General features: G+C 41.6%; 14 protein-coding genes. 10 read left to right on the top strand and 4 right to left on the bottom strand.

From position 1 onward, the window contains the following. The first annotated feature begins 281 nt into the window (after positions 1-281). From BLCOC_RS03620 to BLCOC_RS03595, 6 genes are all read left to right on the top strand, one after another. Complete coding sequence (locus BLCOC_RS03620) at positions 282-809, top strand: DUF5697 family protein (RefSeq protein WP_115624440.1); 528 nt, start codon at positions 282-284, stop codon at positions 807-809. A gap of 6 nt (positions 810-815) precedes the next feature. After that, complete coding sequence (locus BLCOC_RS03615; RefSeq protein WP_115624439.1) at positions 816-1481, top strand: DUF6100 family protein; 666 nt, start codon at positions 816-818, stop codon at positions 1479-1481. A gap of 136 nt (positions 1482-1617) precedes the next feature. Further along, positions 1618-2745 (top strand): hypothetical protein, encoded by a 1128-nt coding sequence (locus BLCOC_RS03610; protein WP_242999032.1) that lies wholly within the window; start codon positions 1618-1620, stop codon positions 2743-2745. 81 nt (positions 2746-2826) lie between these two features. After that, entirely contained in the window at positions 2827-4113 is a 1287-nt protein-coding gene (locus BLCOC_RS03605; protein WP_040198432.1) for an IS110 family RNA-guided transposase, read from the top strand. Between the two features lie 537 nt (positions 4114-4650). Beyond that, the gene (locus BLCOC_RS03600; RefSeq protein ID WP_115624438.1) at positions 4651-6612 is read left to right on the top strand and encodes a VirD4-like conjugal transfer protein, CD1115 family; all 1962 of its coding nucleotides are present in this window, start codon (positions 4651-4653) and stop codon (positions 6610-6612) included. An 18-nt stretch (positions 6613-6630) separates the two neighbouring features. Continuing rightward, positions 6631-7563 (top strand): RNA-binding protein, encoded by a 933-nt coding sequence (locus tag BLCOC_RS03595; RefSeq protein WP_115624437.1) that lies wholly within the window; start codon positions 6631-6633, stop codon positions 7561-7563. A 169-nt stretch (positions 7564-7732) separates the two neighbouring features. On the opposite strand, the gene BLCOC_RS03590 is transcribed toward BLCOC_RS03595, so the two are convergent. From BLCOC_RS03590 to BLCOC_RS03575, 4 genes are all read right to left on the bottom strand, one after another. Next, positions 7733-8668, bottom strand: coding sequence for an HNH endonuclease (locus BLCOC_RS03590; protein ID WP_115624436.1), 936 nt, complete (start codon positions 8666-8668; stop codon positions 7733-7735). Between the two features lie 32 nt (positions 8669-8700). Next, the gene (locus BLCOC_RS03585) at positions 8701-9288 is read right to left on the bottom strand and encodes a hypothetical protein (protein WP_115624435.1); all 588 of its coding nucleotides are present in this window, start codon (positions 9286-9288) and stop codon (positions 8701-8703) included. A 93-nt stretch (positions 9289-9381) separates the two neighbouring features. After that, on the bottom strand, positions 9382-9546 hold the full coding sequence (locus tag BLCOC_RS03580; RefSeq protein ID WP_165907324.1) for a hypothetical protein: 165 nt from the start codon (positions 9544-9546) through the stop codon (positions 9382-9384). Between the two features lie 265 nt (positions 9547-9811). Further along, positions 9812-10129 (bottom strand): hypothetical protein, encoded by a 318-nt coding sequence (locus tag BLCOC_RS03575; RefSeq protein WP_131918424.1) that lies wholly within the window; start codon positions 10127-10129, stop codon positions 9812-9814. A 714-nt stretch (positions 10130-10843) separates the two neighbouring features. Between BLCOC_RS03575 and BLCOC_RS03570 the strand changes: the two genes are divergently transcribed. From BLCOC_RS03570 to BLCOC_RS03555, 4 genes are read left to right on the top strand one after another with little or no spacing between them, the layout of a single operon-like run. Beyond that, complete coding sequence (locus tag BLCOC_RS03570; RefSeq protein WP_174717640.1) at positions 10844-11221, top strand: fimbrial protein; 378 nt, start codon at positions 10844-10846, stop codon at positions 11219-11221. Positions 11222-11242: 21 nt separating this feature from the next. Beyond that, positions 11243-11953, top strand: a complete 711-nt coding sequence (locus BLCOC_RS03565) for a hypothetical protein (protein ID WP_115624433.1) — start codon at positions 11243-11245, stop codon at positions 11951-11953. 10 nt (positions 11954-11963) lie between these two features. Further along, a complete protein-coding gene (locus tag BLCOC_RS03560) occupies positions 11964-12929 on the top strand; it encodes a hypothetical protein (protein WP_115624432.1) in 966 nt (321 codons plus the stop codon). A 3-nt stretch (positions 12930-12932) separates the two neighbouring features. Beyond that, the gene (locus tag BLCOC_RS03555) at positions 12933-14747 is read left to right on the top strand and encodes a lysozyme family protein (RefSeq protein WP_115624431.1); all 1815 of its coding nucleotides are present in this window, start codon (positions 12933-12935) and stop codon (positions 14745-14747) included. The last annotated feature ends 7 nt before the right edge of the window (positions 14748-14754 follow it).

Below are 14754 nucleotides of genomic sequence, written 5' to 3'. Positions count from 1 at the left end.
TAGAGCATCTACTCTTCTATATCAATAAACTAAAGAATTTTTCTGGCACAATATTGGCACGGCTATGCGATTGAAACGCAAATTTACCCATGCTACAATAAACACGCTTATAGTTTTCACATTTTTTCAGCACCCGTATGGTGCTTTTTTATTGCTCAAAACAATATGACCACCATCTGACAATGGTTCTTGTACGTATTCTATACGCACAAAATACTTCTTCATCACTAAGAGCATTACGTATTAATTACGTACAGATATTATCAGAAAGGAGAACCAAAATGAAAACCAGGAACGAAATTTACAATAGGGAAGGGGAACGGTTAATACGGATGATCACAACTTACCACGCCCTACTCTATGAGCAAGTTCTGCTGCTTTTTCCGAGAAATAAAGAGTCCCTGAAAACCTTCATCAATAGTCTGATCAAACAAGGCAGGATTTTTTATGACAGGCAACAGAACGTCCTCTGTGACTGTGAGGATTCAGCCCTTCATGTGGACTATGGCTTAATTGCAGCATTTTGGGTGTTACTGGATTTTAAACATGCAATTCTATATCATACAAGTGGGAATTTTCCAGTAAAACTTCATTTTTTTGCCCAAGATGAAGCGTATGAAATCATTTATGCTGCCACCGGTCAGGAAGCATTGCTTAATCATACCTTATCTATAACTCCAGAAAGCGATGCTATACGGCTTGTAATATTAGAAAACCAAAGTCAGGCACAAACACTACAAATCCCCAAAGTCTCTGCTTACTGTTTGGTTTCGACGGATGGAACGGTCAGTTATTATCAGAAAAAGTGAGGTATTATGAACAGCAAAACATTATTCCAACGGTTTGAATGCATATCGGATGAAATAAAACGGTTGCAAAATTCTATATTTGCCCTTCAGTCTACTGATTTTGAAGAATATCGGGATAACTATGAAGAATTAAGTACAAACGCAGCTCTTCGGGCAGAGCGCATCGCTTGCCAGCTTCGTAGTTTAGTATATGTGTCAAATTCAAAATCTAAGGAAAACTACATGAAACAGGCTGCATTGGCACACGAAATCAGTATTCAAAAAGATGGACCACTGATGACGATTCGACTGCCTGGGCTGCTTACAAAAAGAAAAGTTCATATTAACACAGCCTTCTTGAGCGAACCATTAAACTATGCCATGCAGGATTACGTAAGGATACACAGTATCCCCCTCTTTGAAAACTGTGTTGTATGCTTCAGTCAAATTTATGACCGACAGCTCCCTCTTCAGAGAATCCGGGACTATGATAACCTAGAGTTCAAACAAATTCTGGATACGATTGCCACCTATGTACTACGTGATGATACCGGTCTGTTCTGCGATATGTTTCACACAACGCAGCTTGGAGAAAAGGATTGCACCATAATCTATGTAATGGAAAAAAACACGTTTCCCGAATGGTTAAAATCCAGGAAAGATGAGTTGCAGAACATATCGGAAATTTCATGAATTTTCATGGAGAAATTCCTACCCAGATAAAAATACAGGACTCCTTATAAAATAAGGTGATCCGCCCCAATATATCAGGCAGATTTACCCAAGTATGGAGTCTCATGGGTACAAAACTGAACTGAGGTGACCCTTATTGATTCAACCTAACTCTATGAAATATCGCTTCCTGGAGATGATTGCAATCAGCGGCGAGTTTCCATCTTCCCAAATCGGCAGACTGTTTTCCAGTCCATCATATGCTGAAAAAATGATTACACAGCTAAAAGCAGACGGATTTATACGCCTACATTACCGGGATAAACTTCGAGGCTACCGATTAACAAAGCGTGCAAAAGATATCCTTATGGAAAACAACCCCAAACGATTTGATTTCTATTTGAGCGGTAATACAGAAACAAACCGTATAAGAAGTGATCCGCCACGCAGGATGCGCCTTCACCAGAAAGCAGAAACCTATTTGACGTTACAAAACTCAGGGATTCCTGTCTTTCCGGATGAGAAGCCAGGCATCTTCCATGGTGAATCCTCTCCTGTTGCTCTGCAGGATCTACCTATATTTTATTCTTCACGGGAGATTAAAACACTGCCATATGATACCACAAAAATCCGTAATTCCCGAAGTATGGGAATCCTGCTTGGACCGGCTTGCGTGTATGCACTCTATAACACCGGTTCCGCCCTAATGAAATGGGAGTATAAGACAGAAGTACGGCTAAACGCTTTGATGCAGCATCACCTGCAAGGACGTCCGTATACTGGACGTCCTAATATTCGTGCTATCCTTACCGGGACTGATATGGAAACTGCTTTTCATCTAATGACCAGCACTGGCGGATATAAAAAAAGTCTGTTTATGCTGGATACTTCTTTCGAGCATTTTCATTACCTGCCTAATGCTCCTGAAGGAGAACTGTTATTAAAACTGCTGACAGCACCAGATCAAATGCTGCAGCTAAACCGTTTATTATTGTCAGACATGCTCCCGGCAAAGGAGGATTTACCTATTGAGCATGACGCACTCTCAGCAGAGGGTAAACCGGTATTGCTTGCTTACGATTTTGACATGCAGCGAATCACCCGGTTCAATGCAGGGTTACATGCCTATAGAAAACCAGGCATAATCATCTGTTTCGATTTTCAGCTTCCCTGCCTAAAAAAATATATAACTGCAGACATACAGATATCCTGCATTGACCTCCATAAATTTAAAAGGAGCTTCCTGTATAATTCAAATATAGGGAATTCCAAGAAAGAAGGTTGAGAAAAAAATACCTCAGTGTAAAATAAGATTACTGACTTTGGCGGTTAGTATAAAATCTTATTAAACAGAGAGGTATCTAAAATGAATTGTAACACACAGAACACAAAAATTGCATCCATAACTGAAAAAACTTTGATCGTTGGTATTGATGTCGGAAGCGAAACGCACTATGCGAGAGCATTTGACTGGAGAAATTTCGAGTTTACCAGAAAACCTTTGATTTTCAGCAATACACAAGCAGGGTTCCTTACATTTAAGGCATGGATCGAGGAAATACAAGAAAAGAATGGTAAAACCGCTGTAATTCCCGGAATGGAGCCAACAGGACACTATTGGTTCGCTTTAGGAAAGTTCCTGCAGGACAACGGAATGAAACCTGTGCATGTAAATCCCCATCATGTCAAGAAATCCAAGGAACTGGATGATAACAATCCTAATAAAAATGACCGCAAAGATCCAAAGACGATTGCCGCACTGGTGAATGAGGGACGTTTTTCCTACCCTTATATACCAACCGGGATTTATGCAGAGATGAGAAGCTTATCCAATCTACGCTTCCAGACACAGGAGGAAGTTACCCGGATCAAGAACCGCATTGCCAGATGGTTTGCCATTTACTTTCCTGAATACAAAGACGTTTATAGGGATTTAAAGGCAGTCAGCGGGCGGATGATACTGAAGGCAGCGCCGCTGCCGGAGGACATCGGGAAGTTGGGCGTGGAAGGTGTAAACCAAATCTGGAGAGACGCAAAGCTGAGAGGGGCTGGAATGAAGAGGGCAAAGACCCTGGTATCAGCTGCAGAGCACAGCGTAGGCAGTAAGGAAGCACCGGAGGCAGCGAGAATGGAACTGAAAAATCTGCTGGACGACATGGATGTATATACATCAAGACTGGAAGAACTGGTGCAAAAGATAGAAGGTAAGCTGAAAGAAATACCATATATAGATAAGCTGCTGGAGATCAAAGGGATCGGTATGGTGACAGTAAGTGGATTTATTGCAGAGGTGGGCGACATTAGACGTTTTGACAACCCCAAACAGCTGCAAAAGCTTGCAGGCTATGCGATCGTGGCGAACGATTCAGGCAAGCATAATGGAGAGAGCCGTATCAGCTACCGAGGAAGAAAACGACTGAGATATGTACTGTATGAAGCGGCGATATCACTAGTCGGAAAGAATGCGGAATTTCGAGAGATCCATGAATACTATCGGACGAGAAAAGAGAATCCGCTGAAAAAGATGCAGTCAGTAGTGGCAGTGGCATGTAAGGTGATCAGGGTGTTTTATACGATCCTGACAAAAGGAGTCGATTATGACGCTGCAAGGCTGCTGGGTGATATCAAGCATCCGCAGATGCAGACAGCATAACGAAACCAAACGATCCAAGTACTAAAAGCACTGCTCTGTCATGGTTGGATTGAACTTTCAAAGAGGATTGAAAGCTGAATCCAGCTATGACAGAAAAGCTGGAAATATCAGGGATGGACCGGAAAAACGTCCACCGAAAGGTGCCGGTACAGGAAGGATATTAACAGGTCAGTAAGACTTAAAATAAAGAATGAGCCAGTAGTCGGCAGAAATAAATACCATAGGGCAAGACCCTGCAAAGGAGCTAAGCTGACACCCTGGATATGGGCAGGCAGAACGAAGGAAGTTAGGACTCACACCGACAGGTGGGATGATCCTGGTAGACACGGGAGGTAAGCTGCCATAGATGGAGGGGCATACACAAGGCCATATAAAGCGGAATAATGAGACGTTTTATTTTGTATGCCCAAAATCAGCTATTTTCGTACCAGATACACAGAAATACCCATCTTCACGGCTCATTCATCTGAGATATGTAACTAAAAATTCCTTGAAAAATAAGGAAAAAACACTTGACTATATAGGGAGGTTTTTATCATTAAACAGAAAAAATGGAAACTAATCTTTCTGTTACCAATTATTATTTGTGTTTCGTATGCTGGTGGTTACCTCTCCCAATTTATATGTAATTATACACTATGGACAAATGCCGGACATATGGCTGGTGATGGAACAAGCCCTACTCTACCATCCATATCCCTGGAATCCTGTTTCCAGGCACTAACCCTGTTTCCTTACAATATATATGGGATCTGTATCACCATTCTGGCTTTTGGCTTACTTATATTTCTTTTGATGCGGATGGGTTTTGACCGAAACAGTGAGATTCACGACAAAGAGCGCAATCTTAACTATTCTCAAAAGGGAACTTATGGAACATCTGGCTTTATGACTCCAGAAGAAATGTACCGGGTTCTTGAGCTAACTAACGATGTCAAAAAAAACAGAGGAACAATCCTGGGAAAATTAAACGGCAAAGCTGTCTGCCTTCCCATTAAAACAAGGATGAATCGAAACATTGCTGTATATGGTGCATCCGGAAGCATGAAAAGCCGGGCTTTTGCTCGTAATATGATTTTCCAGTGTGTTGTGCGTGGAGAATCCCTTATCATCACGGATCCGAAATCCGAACTGTTTGAGAGCATGTCCGGTTACTTGGAGAAAGAAGGTTATACAGTTCGATGCTTTAATCTGGTTAATCCGGAAAACTCCGACAGTTGGAACTGCCTGATGGAAATTGACGGACAGGAAACCATGACACAAATTTTTGCAGATGTCATCATTCAGAATACGGGTTCGGGTAAGGGCGACCATTTCTGGGACAATGCAGAAATGAACCTGCTAAAAGCCCTGATTTTATATGTTGAACAGGGTTTTCCCAATGAATCGAAAAATATTGGTCAGGTTTATAAGCTCCTGACTATGAGCTCAGAGCGGGAGTTAAACAGCCTGTTTGATTTACTGCCTGTTTCACATCCTGCCAAAGTACCATACTGCATATACAAACAGGCTTCCGATACTGTACGCACCGGAGTCATCATAGGTCTTGGTTCCCGCCTTCAGGTATTCCAAAATAAATCAATCCGTCAAATTACTTCTCATGACGAGATAGACCTGACGCTTCCAGGAAAAGAAAAATGTGCATATTTTTGTATCACAAGTGACCAGGACAGTACATTTGATTTCCTCTCCTCCCTCTTCATGACCTTTGTTTTCATAAAATTGGTCCGTTATGCTGATAAATATGGAGATGATGGTCAACTGCCGGTTCCGGTGCATATATTAGCCGACGAATTGGCAAATACCGGAGCTATTTTATCGCTAAACAAAAAGATTTCCGTCATACGTTCCAGAAATCTAAGCATTTCATGCATTTTTCAGAATCTGCCCCAGATGCAAAACCGTTATCCGTTAAACCAATGGCAGGAAATTATCGGGAACTGTGATACGCAGCTATTTTTAGGATGCACGGATGAGGTAACAGCAGAGTTCATCAGTTCCCGCACAGGTGATGTCACGGTTGGTGTCAGCAGCGAAGCCAAGCAGCTTAATAGTTGGAGGGTATCGGATTACACCCCCGAATACCGTCAGACAAAATCCATTGGAAAGAGGCGCTTACTCACCCCTGATGAAATTCTCCGTCTCCCCCTGGATACGGCTTTGGTTATCCTTCGTGGTCAAAAGGTTCTTAAAGTAGAAAAGTATGACTATACCCTGCACCCAGATGCCAAAAAATTATTTTCCAGGAAGGCAAGTGATCATATCCCAAAATGGCGAGAAAATGGTGAGATATCCGAAAATGATTATAAGCCCAGCCCTCCGCCTTCCAACAGGCGATACAAAAAGGCATCTTCTTTTACACACACTGAAACAAAAGGAAACCAACTATCCACAAACCAGACCGCATCCGTTCAAAAAGAAGACACACCTCTTCAAGAAAATATTTTGTTGGATGAATCCGGTATAGTTCCACTCGACAAAGATTCCATTATGTCATAATCTGAAAGGAGATTATTTATGTCAACAGAACAAACTCTTTTAAGCAACGCAAATATTTTGACCCTTGACTCAGATTCCGTCATCGAAACGCAGCAAAGCAAGGCAGATTTTGTCTGGCATGAGATTCAAAATGCCTATCGCACAAAAAAAATTCTCACGGGCATGCTCGGTGGAATTGAAAAAATGGAAAACGGCAGCCTCATTGCTGTCGTATACTATAAAGACTTCCGGACAGTCATACCCGTGTCGGAAATGATGCTAAATCTGGTTCAGGACGATACACATAATTATGGAGAGATAGCTTTGAGGCAAAATAAGGTATTGAATAATATGCTTGGCTGTCAGATAGATTTCCTTGTAAAAGGTCTGGATGCCTCAACCCGCAGTATCGTTGCCAGCCGAAAAGATGCCATGCTGAAGAAACGCCAGATTTTTTATTTAGATAAAGACTCATCCGGATTACCCAAGATATACCCTGACCGGATTGTCCAGGCTCGAATTATAGCTGTTGCAGAAAAAGTGGTCCGCACAGAAATTTTTGGAGTAGAAACCTCCATTCCTGCCAGGGACTTGTCTTTCGACTGGTTGGGCGATGCCCGTGAACAGTTCTGTGTAGGAAAACAGATTCTTGTCCGAATCCTGGATGTCCAGGCTGAAGATCCGGAACATATTAATGTAAGAGCTGATGTAAAAAGCGTAGAAGGCAACACCAGTATGGAAAACATGAAAAAATGCAAAGTGCAGGGGAAATATGCCGGTACTGTAGAAGACATCCATAAAGGTACTGTTTTTGTCCGGCTCTCAATCGGTGTAAACGCCATTGCACATTCCTGCTATGATAACCGCACTGTCGGCAAAAAGGATGATGTATCTTTTGTGGTTACCCATATTGACCAGGAACGTAATGTCGCAGTCGGAATCATCACAAGAATAATACGCCAGAATCTATAATGATTTTTTAATTAAATACAGCACACCATTGTTCCAGTGTGTGCTGTATAAATCGCGCTATTCTTCACTAAACATTAGGTATATCGGATTGCCATAGGAATCTACAATTACATGTATTTTGTTCCGTCTAACACTGGTAATTAAATTGAATGAGGCTTTTCTAGACCGCTCAAATATTACTGCCAGAAAATGGTGACAGATTCGGATTTGTTTTTACTTCTACTAATTCTGATAATGTCATCTCAGGGATACGATAATGCCCTGCATCTTCTGAAAGAAGCACCCCGAAAGAGAGAGCAGGCTCCATAAATAAAATCACCTCTGCAATTAACTGATTATCAGGATCAGGATGTATTATAAGCAGGTGATGATTTTCATCTCTATTTAACGTTTTCACAGCTTTCAAAAAATCACTTATCTCTTTATGAATAAAACCAACCCCTGGAAATTCCGTGCATTCGTCTTTCATTTTTCCATCAATTGCACTTTTTAGATATTGCTGAATTTGCATAGCACGAGGATCTTTTAAATAATTATTTCCAAGTTTATGTACTGCATACTCAAACGCAATCTTTACTGCCTCCATAAAGAAACGCTTAATTTCAATTATAAAATCATACTGAATAACTGGCTGATAAACCTGACTTTCTACTTGTTCAACCTTGCTCAAGGCATCTTGTATCAATTTTTCTGGCATTTTCAATCTGGAGAGTCTCTTTTGTAACATTTTTTTAGCTTCCTCTTTTGTTGGAGCTATGATTCTGATATTAGAATCATCTTGTTTAATATCCGGGACGGTCATTGGTTGAAATTTCTTATCCACTCTAATTGGTCGTCCATCTTCACCCCTTCCTTCCCTGAATGCGTTCGGAACTTCACCATTCTTTGCTTTCAACCCAAGTTCTTGTCTTTTCATTTTCAGAAGGATATTGTCTACAAAGTAACTATCAACATATGTACCTAACCCACTGTTGCAATCTTTGCAGACATCAAATATTTTTAAGGTCTTGTTTCCGAGTGCTTCTGGAATAATATGCTCTTCTGTCCAACAGTTACCATCCTTAAAGCCCTCTTCTGTAAGTCCACAAAATATACATTTTCTCATAAATCTCTTATCTCCTTTCTTCTGTAAAATAATCAAATGGAATATTTTTTATATAAGCTTTTTAATTTGTATTTCTTTACAAACTGCACATTAGCCAAAATCACTGCCTTTGAAGTCACCAGCCCAAGCGGCACGATACTTATTGAAAACCAGAATACGGCCTTGAAAAAGTACCAATACACCTGGGATTTTGCAAGAACATTCGCTTCAACCAATTCTGGTATTTGCAAAAGAATCTGGTTGATAAATAAGACTATGATTACAGAAGCCAAACTTTTCAATATCTGAGATATATAATAGAATACGGAGATAAACCCAAAATTCTCCAGTTCCTCTTTATTCTTATTAACCAGTACTTTCTTTAGATTACGGTTTTTATCGATGGTCTCGTTTACCAACGGATACAGAATCGGAAAAATATAAGCGACTAAAAGGATAATACATATATGGACATACATTTCTGTTTCTTTGATTTCCCTAATTAATCCTAAAGTCGATTTATATGCTACTACCAGGCAGATTAAAACAACTAACCCTAGAAAAATCAGGATTACTCTCTCCTTTAAGTTAAGACTTTTAAAAACATCCTTTCCTTTGTTCCACTTTTCTTTCATCTTCATCGTATACATTCCTCTCTTCTTTTATTCCATGCTAGTTCGGTTTGTTCTGCTTGCTGCAGCCAAGCCTCCTCAACTCCACATACGGATCCAATGTTATCCATCTGTAAAACTAACTATATTCCTGCTGCAGTAATCTATAGCGGCATTCAGATATTCCTGGCGTAGCAGGGACACCAACGTTGCCACGCCAAAATGTCTTCTAAAAGTGCCTATTGTGTGGGTGACACTATCCCCCTGGTGCTCTTCAAAGTCTGGCATACCACTTCTACCTCATCACCAGTAACATTGATTTTATTCATCGCTCCTACTGTTCCGCTTCCTTTAAAGTTGTCTTTCCCTGCTCTTTCATTCTTGTCCAGTTCCCAAATGCATCATGCTGATAGTTTCTAAGCTGGCTCCCACCTTTCACAACCTCGTTTAATCTTCCCAAGGCGTCATAGCCATATCGCCAATTATATCATGAATGTCGTTCCCATTTGTGGCAGTTTTTCTATACATGCCCACGGGAATGGATATACTCCGATTATCTTGTTCTCAACCATATCTCCAATTGTTTTTTCAATTTTGTTCCAGCTTTAAACCGAACCTGGTACCTAGGTTTTCTATTTGTGCCGTATGTCTCCATAGGCATAAAAAGGCTTGTCCGAAACTCCCCAAAGCCCTCCCCTAAATCAATGCTTGCTCCTGTCTGGAAGCAATTTAACATCTCTTGTTTGATGTATTTCCAAATACATGCAATATCTTCAGTTTGATATCCGTATTTTTTTTCTATTTTCCCAAATATCTCCTGCATCTGAACTTTTCCTTCTATGGATTTGTTAATTTGCAGCTCATCTTTCATAGTATCCACCTTTGTCCTCTCTGTTAATAGTTTTATCCTGTAACACCTCTGATCCTCGGAGTTTGCATAGATGACGTCATTCTCATCCATGCCATGTGGCAATCCAATCTCCACAGGAAATGATGATTTACGTTCTGAATCCGTTTTGCCTCCTCTAAGCTGCTTCCAGATAGATGTCGAGGTTGCCAGTATATATCTTATGATAAGTAATTTTATTGTATTTTACCACAATTACAATATTTATCAATATTTTAATTTATAATTTTAATTATTTTTTATATTTAAAAAACAATTCTCTCATTCTTCTCCCAATTATCTCTTTATTATCTCCTTCTTTTCTCTCTTCAAATGATTACATAAATATTGTTCTGCTTTTGCGCCCAAATTTCCGTTGGCATTTATTTGTCCTATGTTGGCTCAAAACTGGCACACTTCTGCGATTGATGCGTAATTCCATTCCTGCTACAATGATATTGTCAAAATTATAAGCAATAGAAAGCGCAGTAACTTTGGGAATCGCCTCAATTCTCAAAATACTGCGTTTTTCTATGCAGGAGGTGAAATCCTTTAAAACTTCATATGGCTTCTTTGGAAAACAGTCTGATTGACCAGGCTGTTTTTTTGCCGTGAAACGGCTGAGGCAAGAAAACTATAAGCACAGGCACCCGGCTAACACAGCGGGTGCCTATTAAAATCAAAGGAGGACATATTTTTGTGAATATCATAAAGCGCAAACCCAAATGCCCAAAGAAAAAAGCCCCTGCGTATGGGAAATATCTGTACTGTGCATTTCTTTTTATCACACTGTTCCTTATAAATGTGCAGCCTCTCTATGCTGCCACTGTTTGGGACAAAGCAAAGGAAATCATGAAGGATGTCTATAACCAGATTGTATTGATTTCTACTATTGCTGCCGTTGTAACTGCTTCAGTAGCCTTATTATTAATGAATTTTTCAAAATCGGGAAAAACAGTGGATGAATCAAGGGCATGGCTCAAACGGATCGTCATAACCTGGGCTATCTTGAATGGGTTAGGTTTTATTATGGCGTACATTACACCATTTTTTGCCGGCGGTAAATGGAACGGATAATTCCGGAAAGGAGGAGTCATTATGGGAATCCTGGATGGGATAGTCGAATGGATAGCAGAAAAAGTCATGGCAGTGCTGGACCTGATTACTACGTCGGTCCTTGGAGCCCTGGGTTGTTCCATGGATACTTTTTTACGGTATTTTCCTGCTGCGGAAACCATGTATCAGATATTTTTGGCACTAGCAATCGGACTGATCCTTTTAAACTGGGTTTGGCAGCTTTTCAAAAATTATTTTATTGGTGCCGGAATTGAAGCAGAAGATCCTTTGAAGTTATCCTTGCGGACCTTTATTTTTTTATTTTTAACTTTCTATGCAAAGGATATTGTAGATTTGATTCTTGGTATTGCAGGTACACCGTATAACTGGATCCTGACAGAACAGCTTCCACCATTGAAATTCTCAGATTTCAATTCTGTTATAACAGTAATCTTAGGGGTATGCGCCAATGGTGTGGTGGCAATCGTTGCCTTAATTCTGGTACTGATTCTATCCTGGAATTATATCAAGCTGCTCTTTGAAGCGGCAGAACGTTATATTTTGCTTGGTGTATTGGTTTTTACCGCTCCTGTCGCTTTTGCAACAGGTTCTTCCCAGGCAACCGGAAATATTTTCAAAAGCTGGTGTCGGATGTTAGGCGGTCAGTTTTTTTTGTTACTTATGAACGCCTGGTGCCTCCGGCTGTTTACCAGTATGGTCGGTACATTCCTCGCTAACCCGCTCTCACTATAGGAGGTGCAATATGAAATACAGGAAATATTTTTTCCCTTCTCTCTTTTTATTGTCCATGATGTTCCTTCTATGGACCATGCCCGTCTTTGCCTCTGAACTGACAGAAGCTGATGTGGAACAAACTGTAGCCAGCCAAGGACAGGAAACCGTAACCGGCAATATATTTATTTGGTTTCTCTGCGCTATCGCCTTTTTAAAGGTCAGCCAAAAAATTGATTCTTTTTTGGCAAGCTTAGGAGTAAACGTAGGGAACACTGGTGGAAACATGATGGCAGAACTGCTGATTGCCAGTAAGAGTCTGTCCGGCGCTCTTAGAGGTCATGGCGGAAGAGGCAATTACCGCACGAACGCTTCCCCAGGCGCTGCGGCAGTCGGTGGAAATTTTCTTTCAGGTGGACTTGCGGGTTCTGTTGGACGGCAAGCGGAACGCAGCGCAGTCAACGCCGCAACCGGTCACACAGAGAACTCCAGCATTGGCAACACCCTATATCAGTCATCCTTAAATAAGGGTGGTGATTTTGCCAATAGCGTCATCAGCAACATAGCCAAAGGAAATTATGGGCAAGTCGGTTCCATTACCGGCGAAGATGCTGTAAAAGCATATCGCTCTTACATGGGGCTTCCTCCGTCTAATGGACCACAATCTTCCGATGGCTCATCTGTAAATCCGAACAGCCAGACTCATCCAGTTCCTTCCTATAATAATGTAGAAATAGGAGGAGGTCGGATAACCGGGACGGAAACATCAGAGGATAATATCCGGGACTTTGCCATGTATCATGCTGACCAATACATGGCTCCTACACAAGGGGATTATGAAACACTTCAATCTGTGGACGGTGCAACATGGTATAAACAATATGCACAGGATACTGTTTCCAAGACGCCTTACGAAAAAGAGGATAGAAAAATCGCCTACCATGAATCCATTGTGCAGAAACTACCGCCCACACCACCCAGAAAGGATCGGATTTAACATATGGCGGAACAGCATTCCGGTTTAGATGAGGCAGTAGGGGTAGGCACATCTGCCCTCACCGGGGCGAAGCAACTAAAGGCTGCGGGTGCCTTGGCAAAAGGTGCCGCGACTGGCGGGATAATTGGTGCTGCTGTCAGCACTGCTATTGAATGCAGGCATTCCTTGAAAAAAGGGCTTTGCATTCTCATAGCCCTGCTCATGCTACCGTTGCTATTTATCGTCATGCTTCCTGGTTTGATTTTTGGAAGTCTCACAGAAGATAACGGTGCCTTTAACAGCAACACGGTTATCAACGAAAACATCCGGGCAGCTAACACAGCAATTATAGAAGTTTTGAAAGAATGCCATGACCAGACTCTTTCGGACATACATGCCAAAATTTCAAATATCCCGAAGGATGATGTCGCTTCCATCACGGATCCATACGCATACAATATATCTGTCAATGCCAACCTTCTGATTTCTCAATTTTGCGCCAGCAGGAATGATTACAAGGAAATCAATGTCACCGAGTTAAAAAAAGTAATTCGTAACTATGAAGAAGACCTGTTTACTTATGACATTACTACAGAAACGGTAACTATGGAAGTCACGGTGAATCCTGGTGCCGCCGAAGGCAATCCGGACATGGCTGGAGAATCCACCACAAAAACGGTCACGTTTACAAGGCATAACTATACCGTAAAATATGCCGGTGATACCTATTTTGCTGATCATATATTCTTCCTAACCGATGAACAGAAAAAAATTGCCGAGGCATATGCAGAAAATTTAACTACCTTCCTTGGCGGTGCAACAACAGAGGGCATCGCTATCGCCAATGTTTCAGATGAAGTGCTGGCGTACCGTCCTGCAGTGGAGCGTATCGCCGCCAAGTATGGCATGAGTCCTTATGTTGAACTCATACTAGCGGTGATGATGCAAGAATCGGGCGGTCGCTACTTAGATGTCATGCAGGCTGCGGAAGGTGCATTTAACACAAAATATCCTCATGTTCCTAACGGCATAACGGACCCGGAATATAGCATTGAGTGTGGAATCCAGGAACTAAAATATGCTCTGGATAAGGCAGGCTGTACCGGTCCTACAGATTTGGACCGTATAAAACTGGCTCTTCAGGCTTATAATTACGGCTCCGGTTATATTGATTGGGCCATTGCCCGTGACGGCGGATACACAAAAGAAAATGCAATCGCCTACAGTGATATGATGTGCGCACGCCCCAACTGGCACTACAGCATCTATGGCGATAAGGAATATGTGGACCACGTCTTGCGCTATTATACTGTGACCACTACAAATGGTACATATCCGGCAAACGGAATGCAGATACCGCACTACCTGCAGACAGATTATTCCAATATACCGTATGGTGGCGGTTCCATCGCATCCAGTGGCTGTGGACCTACCAGTTTCGCCATGATTGCCAGTTATCTAACCGGAACAACGATTACACCCATTGATGCCATTTCCTGGTGTGGAAATTCCTATTATATGCCTGATGTTGGAACATATTGGTCCTATTTTGCTGCCGCTGCCAGCCATTTTGGCTGTGGTTCCGTCACACAGACCAATGACCCTAACGCTGTCCTACAGGCATTGTCCCAAGGGCATCCTGTAATCAGTTCACAACGAGCTGGGCTTTTTACCAGTGGTGGACACTTTATCGTCCTAAGAGGGGTAACTGCAAACGGAAAGGTTCTTGTCAACGACCCCAATGACAGTCGTTCAAAAAATTATATCAACCGGGAATTCGATATGATGAGTGAAATCCACAGTACGGCAAATGCCTACTGGATTTTTGAGAAAAAATAAGGAGATA

Origin of the sequence: Blautia coccoides (assembly GCF_034355335.1) — a bacterium.
GTDB classification, from domain to species: Bacteria; Bacillota; Clostridia; order Lachnospirales; family Lachnospiraceae; genus Blautia; species Blautia producta.
This window is presented reverse-complemented; position numbering and strand designations above follow the sequence as displayed.

Excerpts from the sequence above, each read along its gene's own strand:
- BLCOC_RS03580 (WP_165907324.1), bottom strand. The coding sequence starts at position 9,546 with ATGCCAGACTTTGAAGAGCACCAGGGGGATAGTGTCACCCACACAATA.
- BLCOC_RS03565 (WP_115624433.1), top strand. The coding sequence starts at position 11,243 with ATGGGAATCCTGGATGGGATAGTCGAATGGATAGCAGAAAAAGTCATG.
- BLCOC_RS03560 (WP_115624432.1), top strand. The coding sequence starts at position 11,964 with ATGAAATACAGGAAATATTTTTTCCCTTCTCTCTTTTTATTGTCCATG.
- BLCOC_RS03585 (WP_115624435.1), bottom strand. The coding sequence starts at position 9,288 with ATGAAGATGAAAGAAAAGTGGAACAAAGGAAAGGATGTTTTTAAAAGT.
- BLCOC_RS03590 (WP_115624436.1), bottom strand. The coding sequence starts at position 8,668 with ATGAGAAAATGTATATTTTGTGGACTTACAGAAGAGGGCTTTAAGGAT.
- BLCOC_RS03605 (WP_040198432.1), top strand. The coding sequence starts at position 2,827 with ATGAATTGTAACACACAGAACACAAAAATTGCATCCATAACTGAAAAA.
- BLCOC_RS03555 (WP_115624431.1), top strand. The coding sequence starts at position 12,933 with ATGGCGGAACAGCATTCCGGTTTAGATGAGGCAGTAGGGGTAGGCACA.
- BLCOC_RS03595 (WP_115624437.1), top strand. The coding sequence starts at position 6,631 with ATGTCAACAGAACAAACTCTTTTAAGCAACGCAAATATTTTGACCCTT.
- BLCOC_RS03615 (WP_115624439.1), top strand. The coding sequence starts at position 816 with ATGAACAGCAAAACATTATTCCAACGGTTTGAATGCATATCGGATGAA.
- BLCOC_RS03575 (WP_131918424.1), bottom strand. The coding sequence starts at position 10,129 with ATGAAAGATGAGCTGCAAATTAACAAATCCATAGAAGGAAAAGTTCAG.
- BLCOC_RS03620 (WP_115624440.1), top strand. The coding sequence starts at position 282 with ATGAAAACCAGGAACGAAATTTACAATAGGGAAGGGGAACGGTTAATA.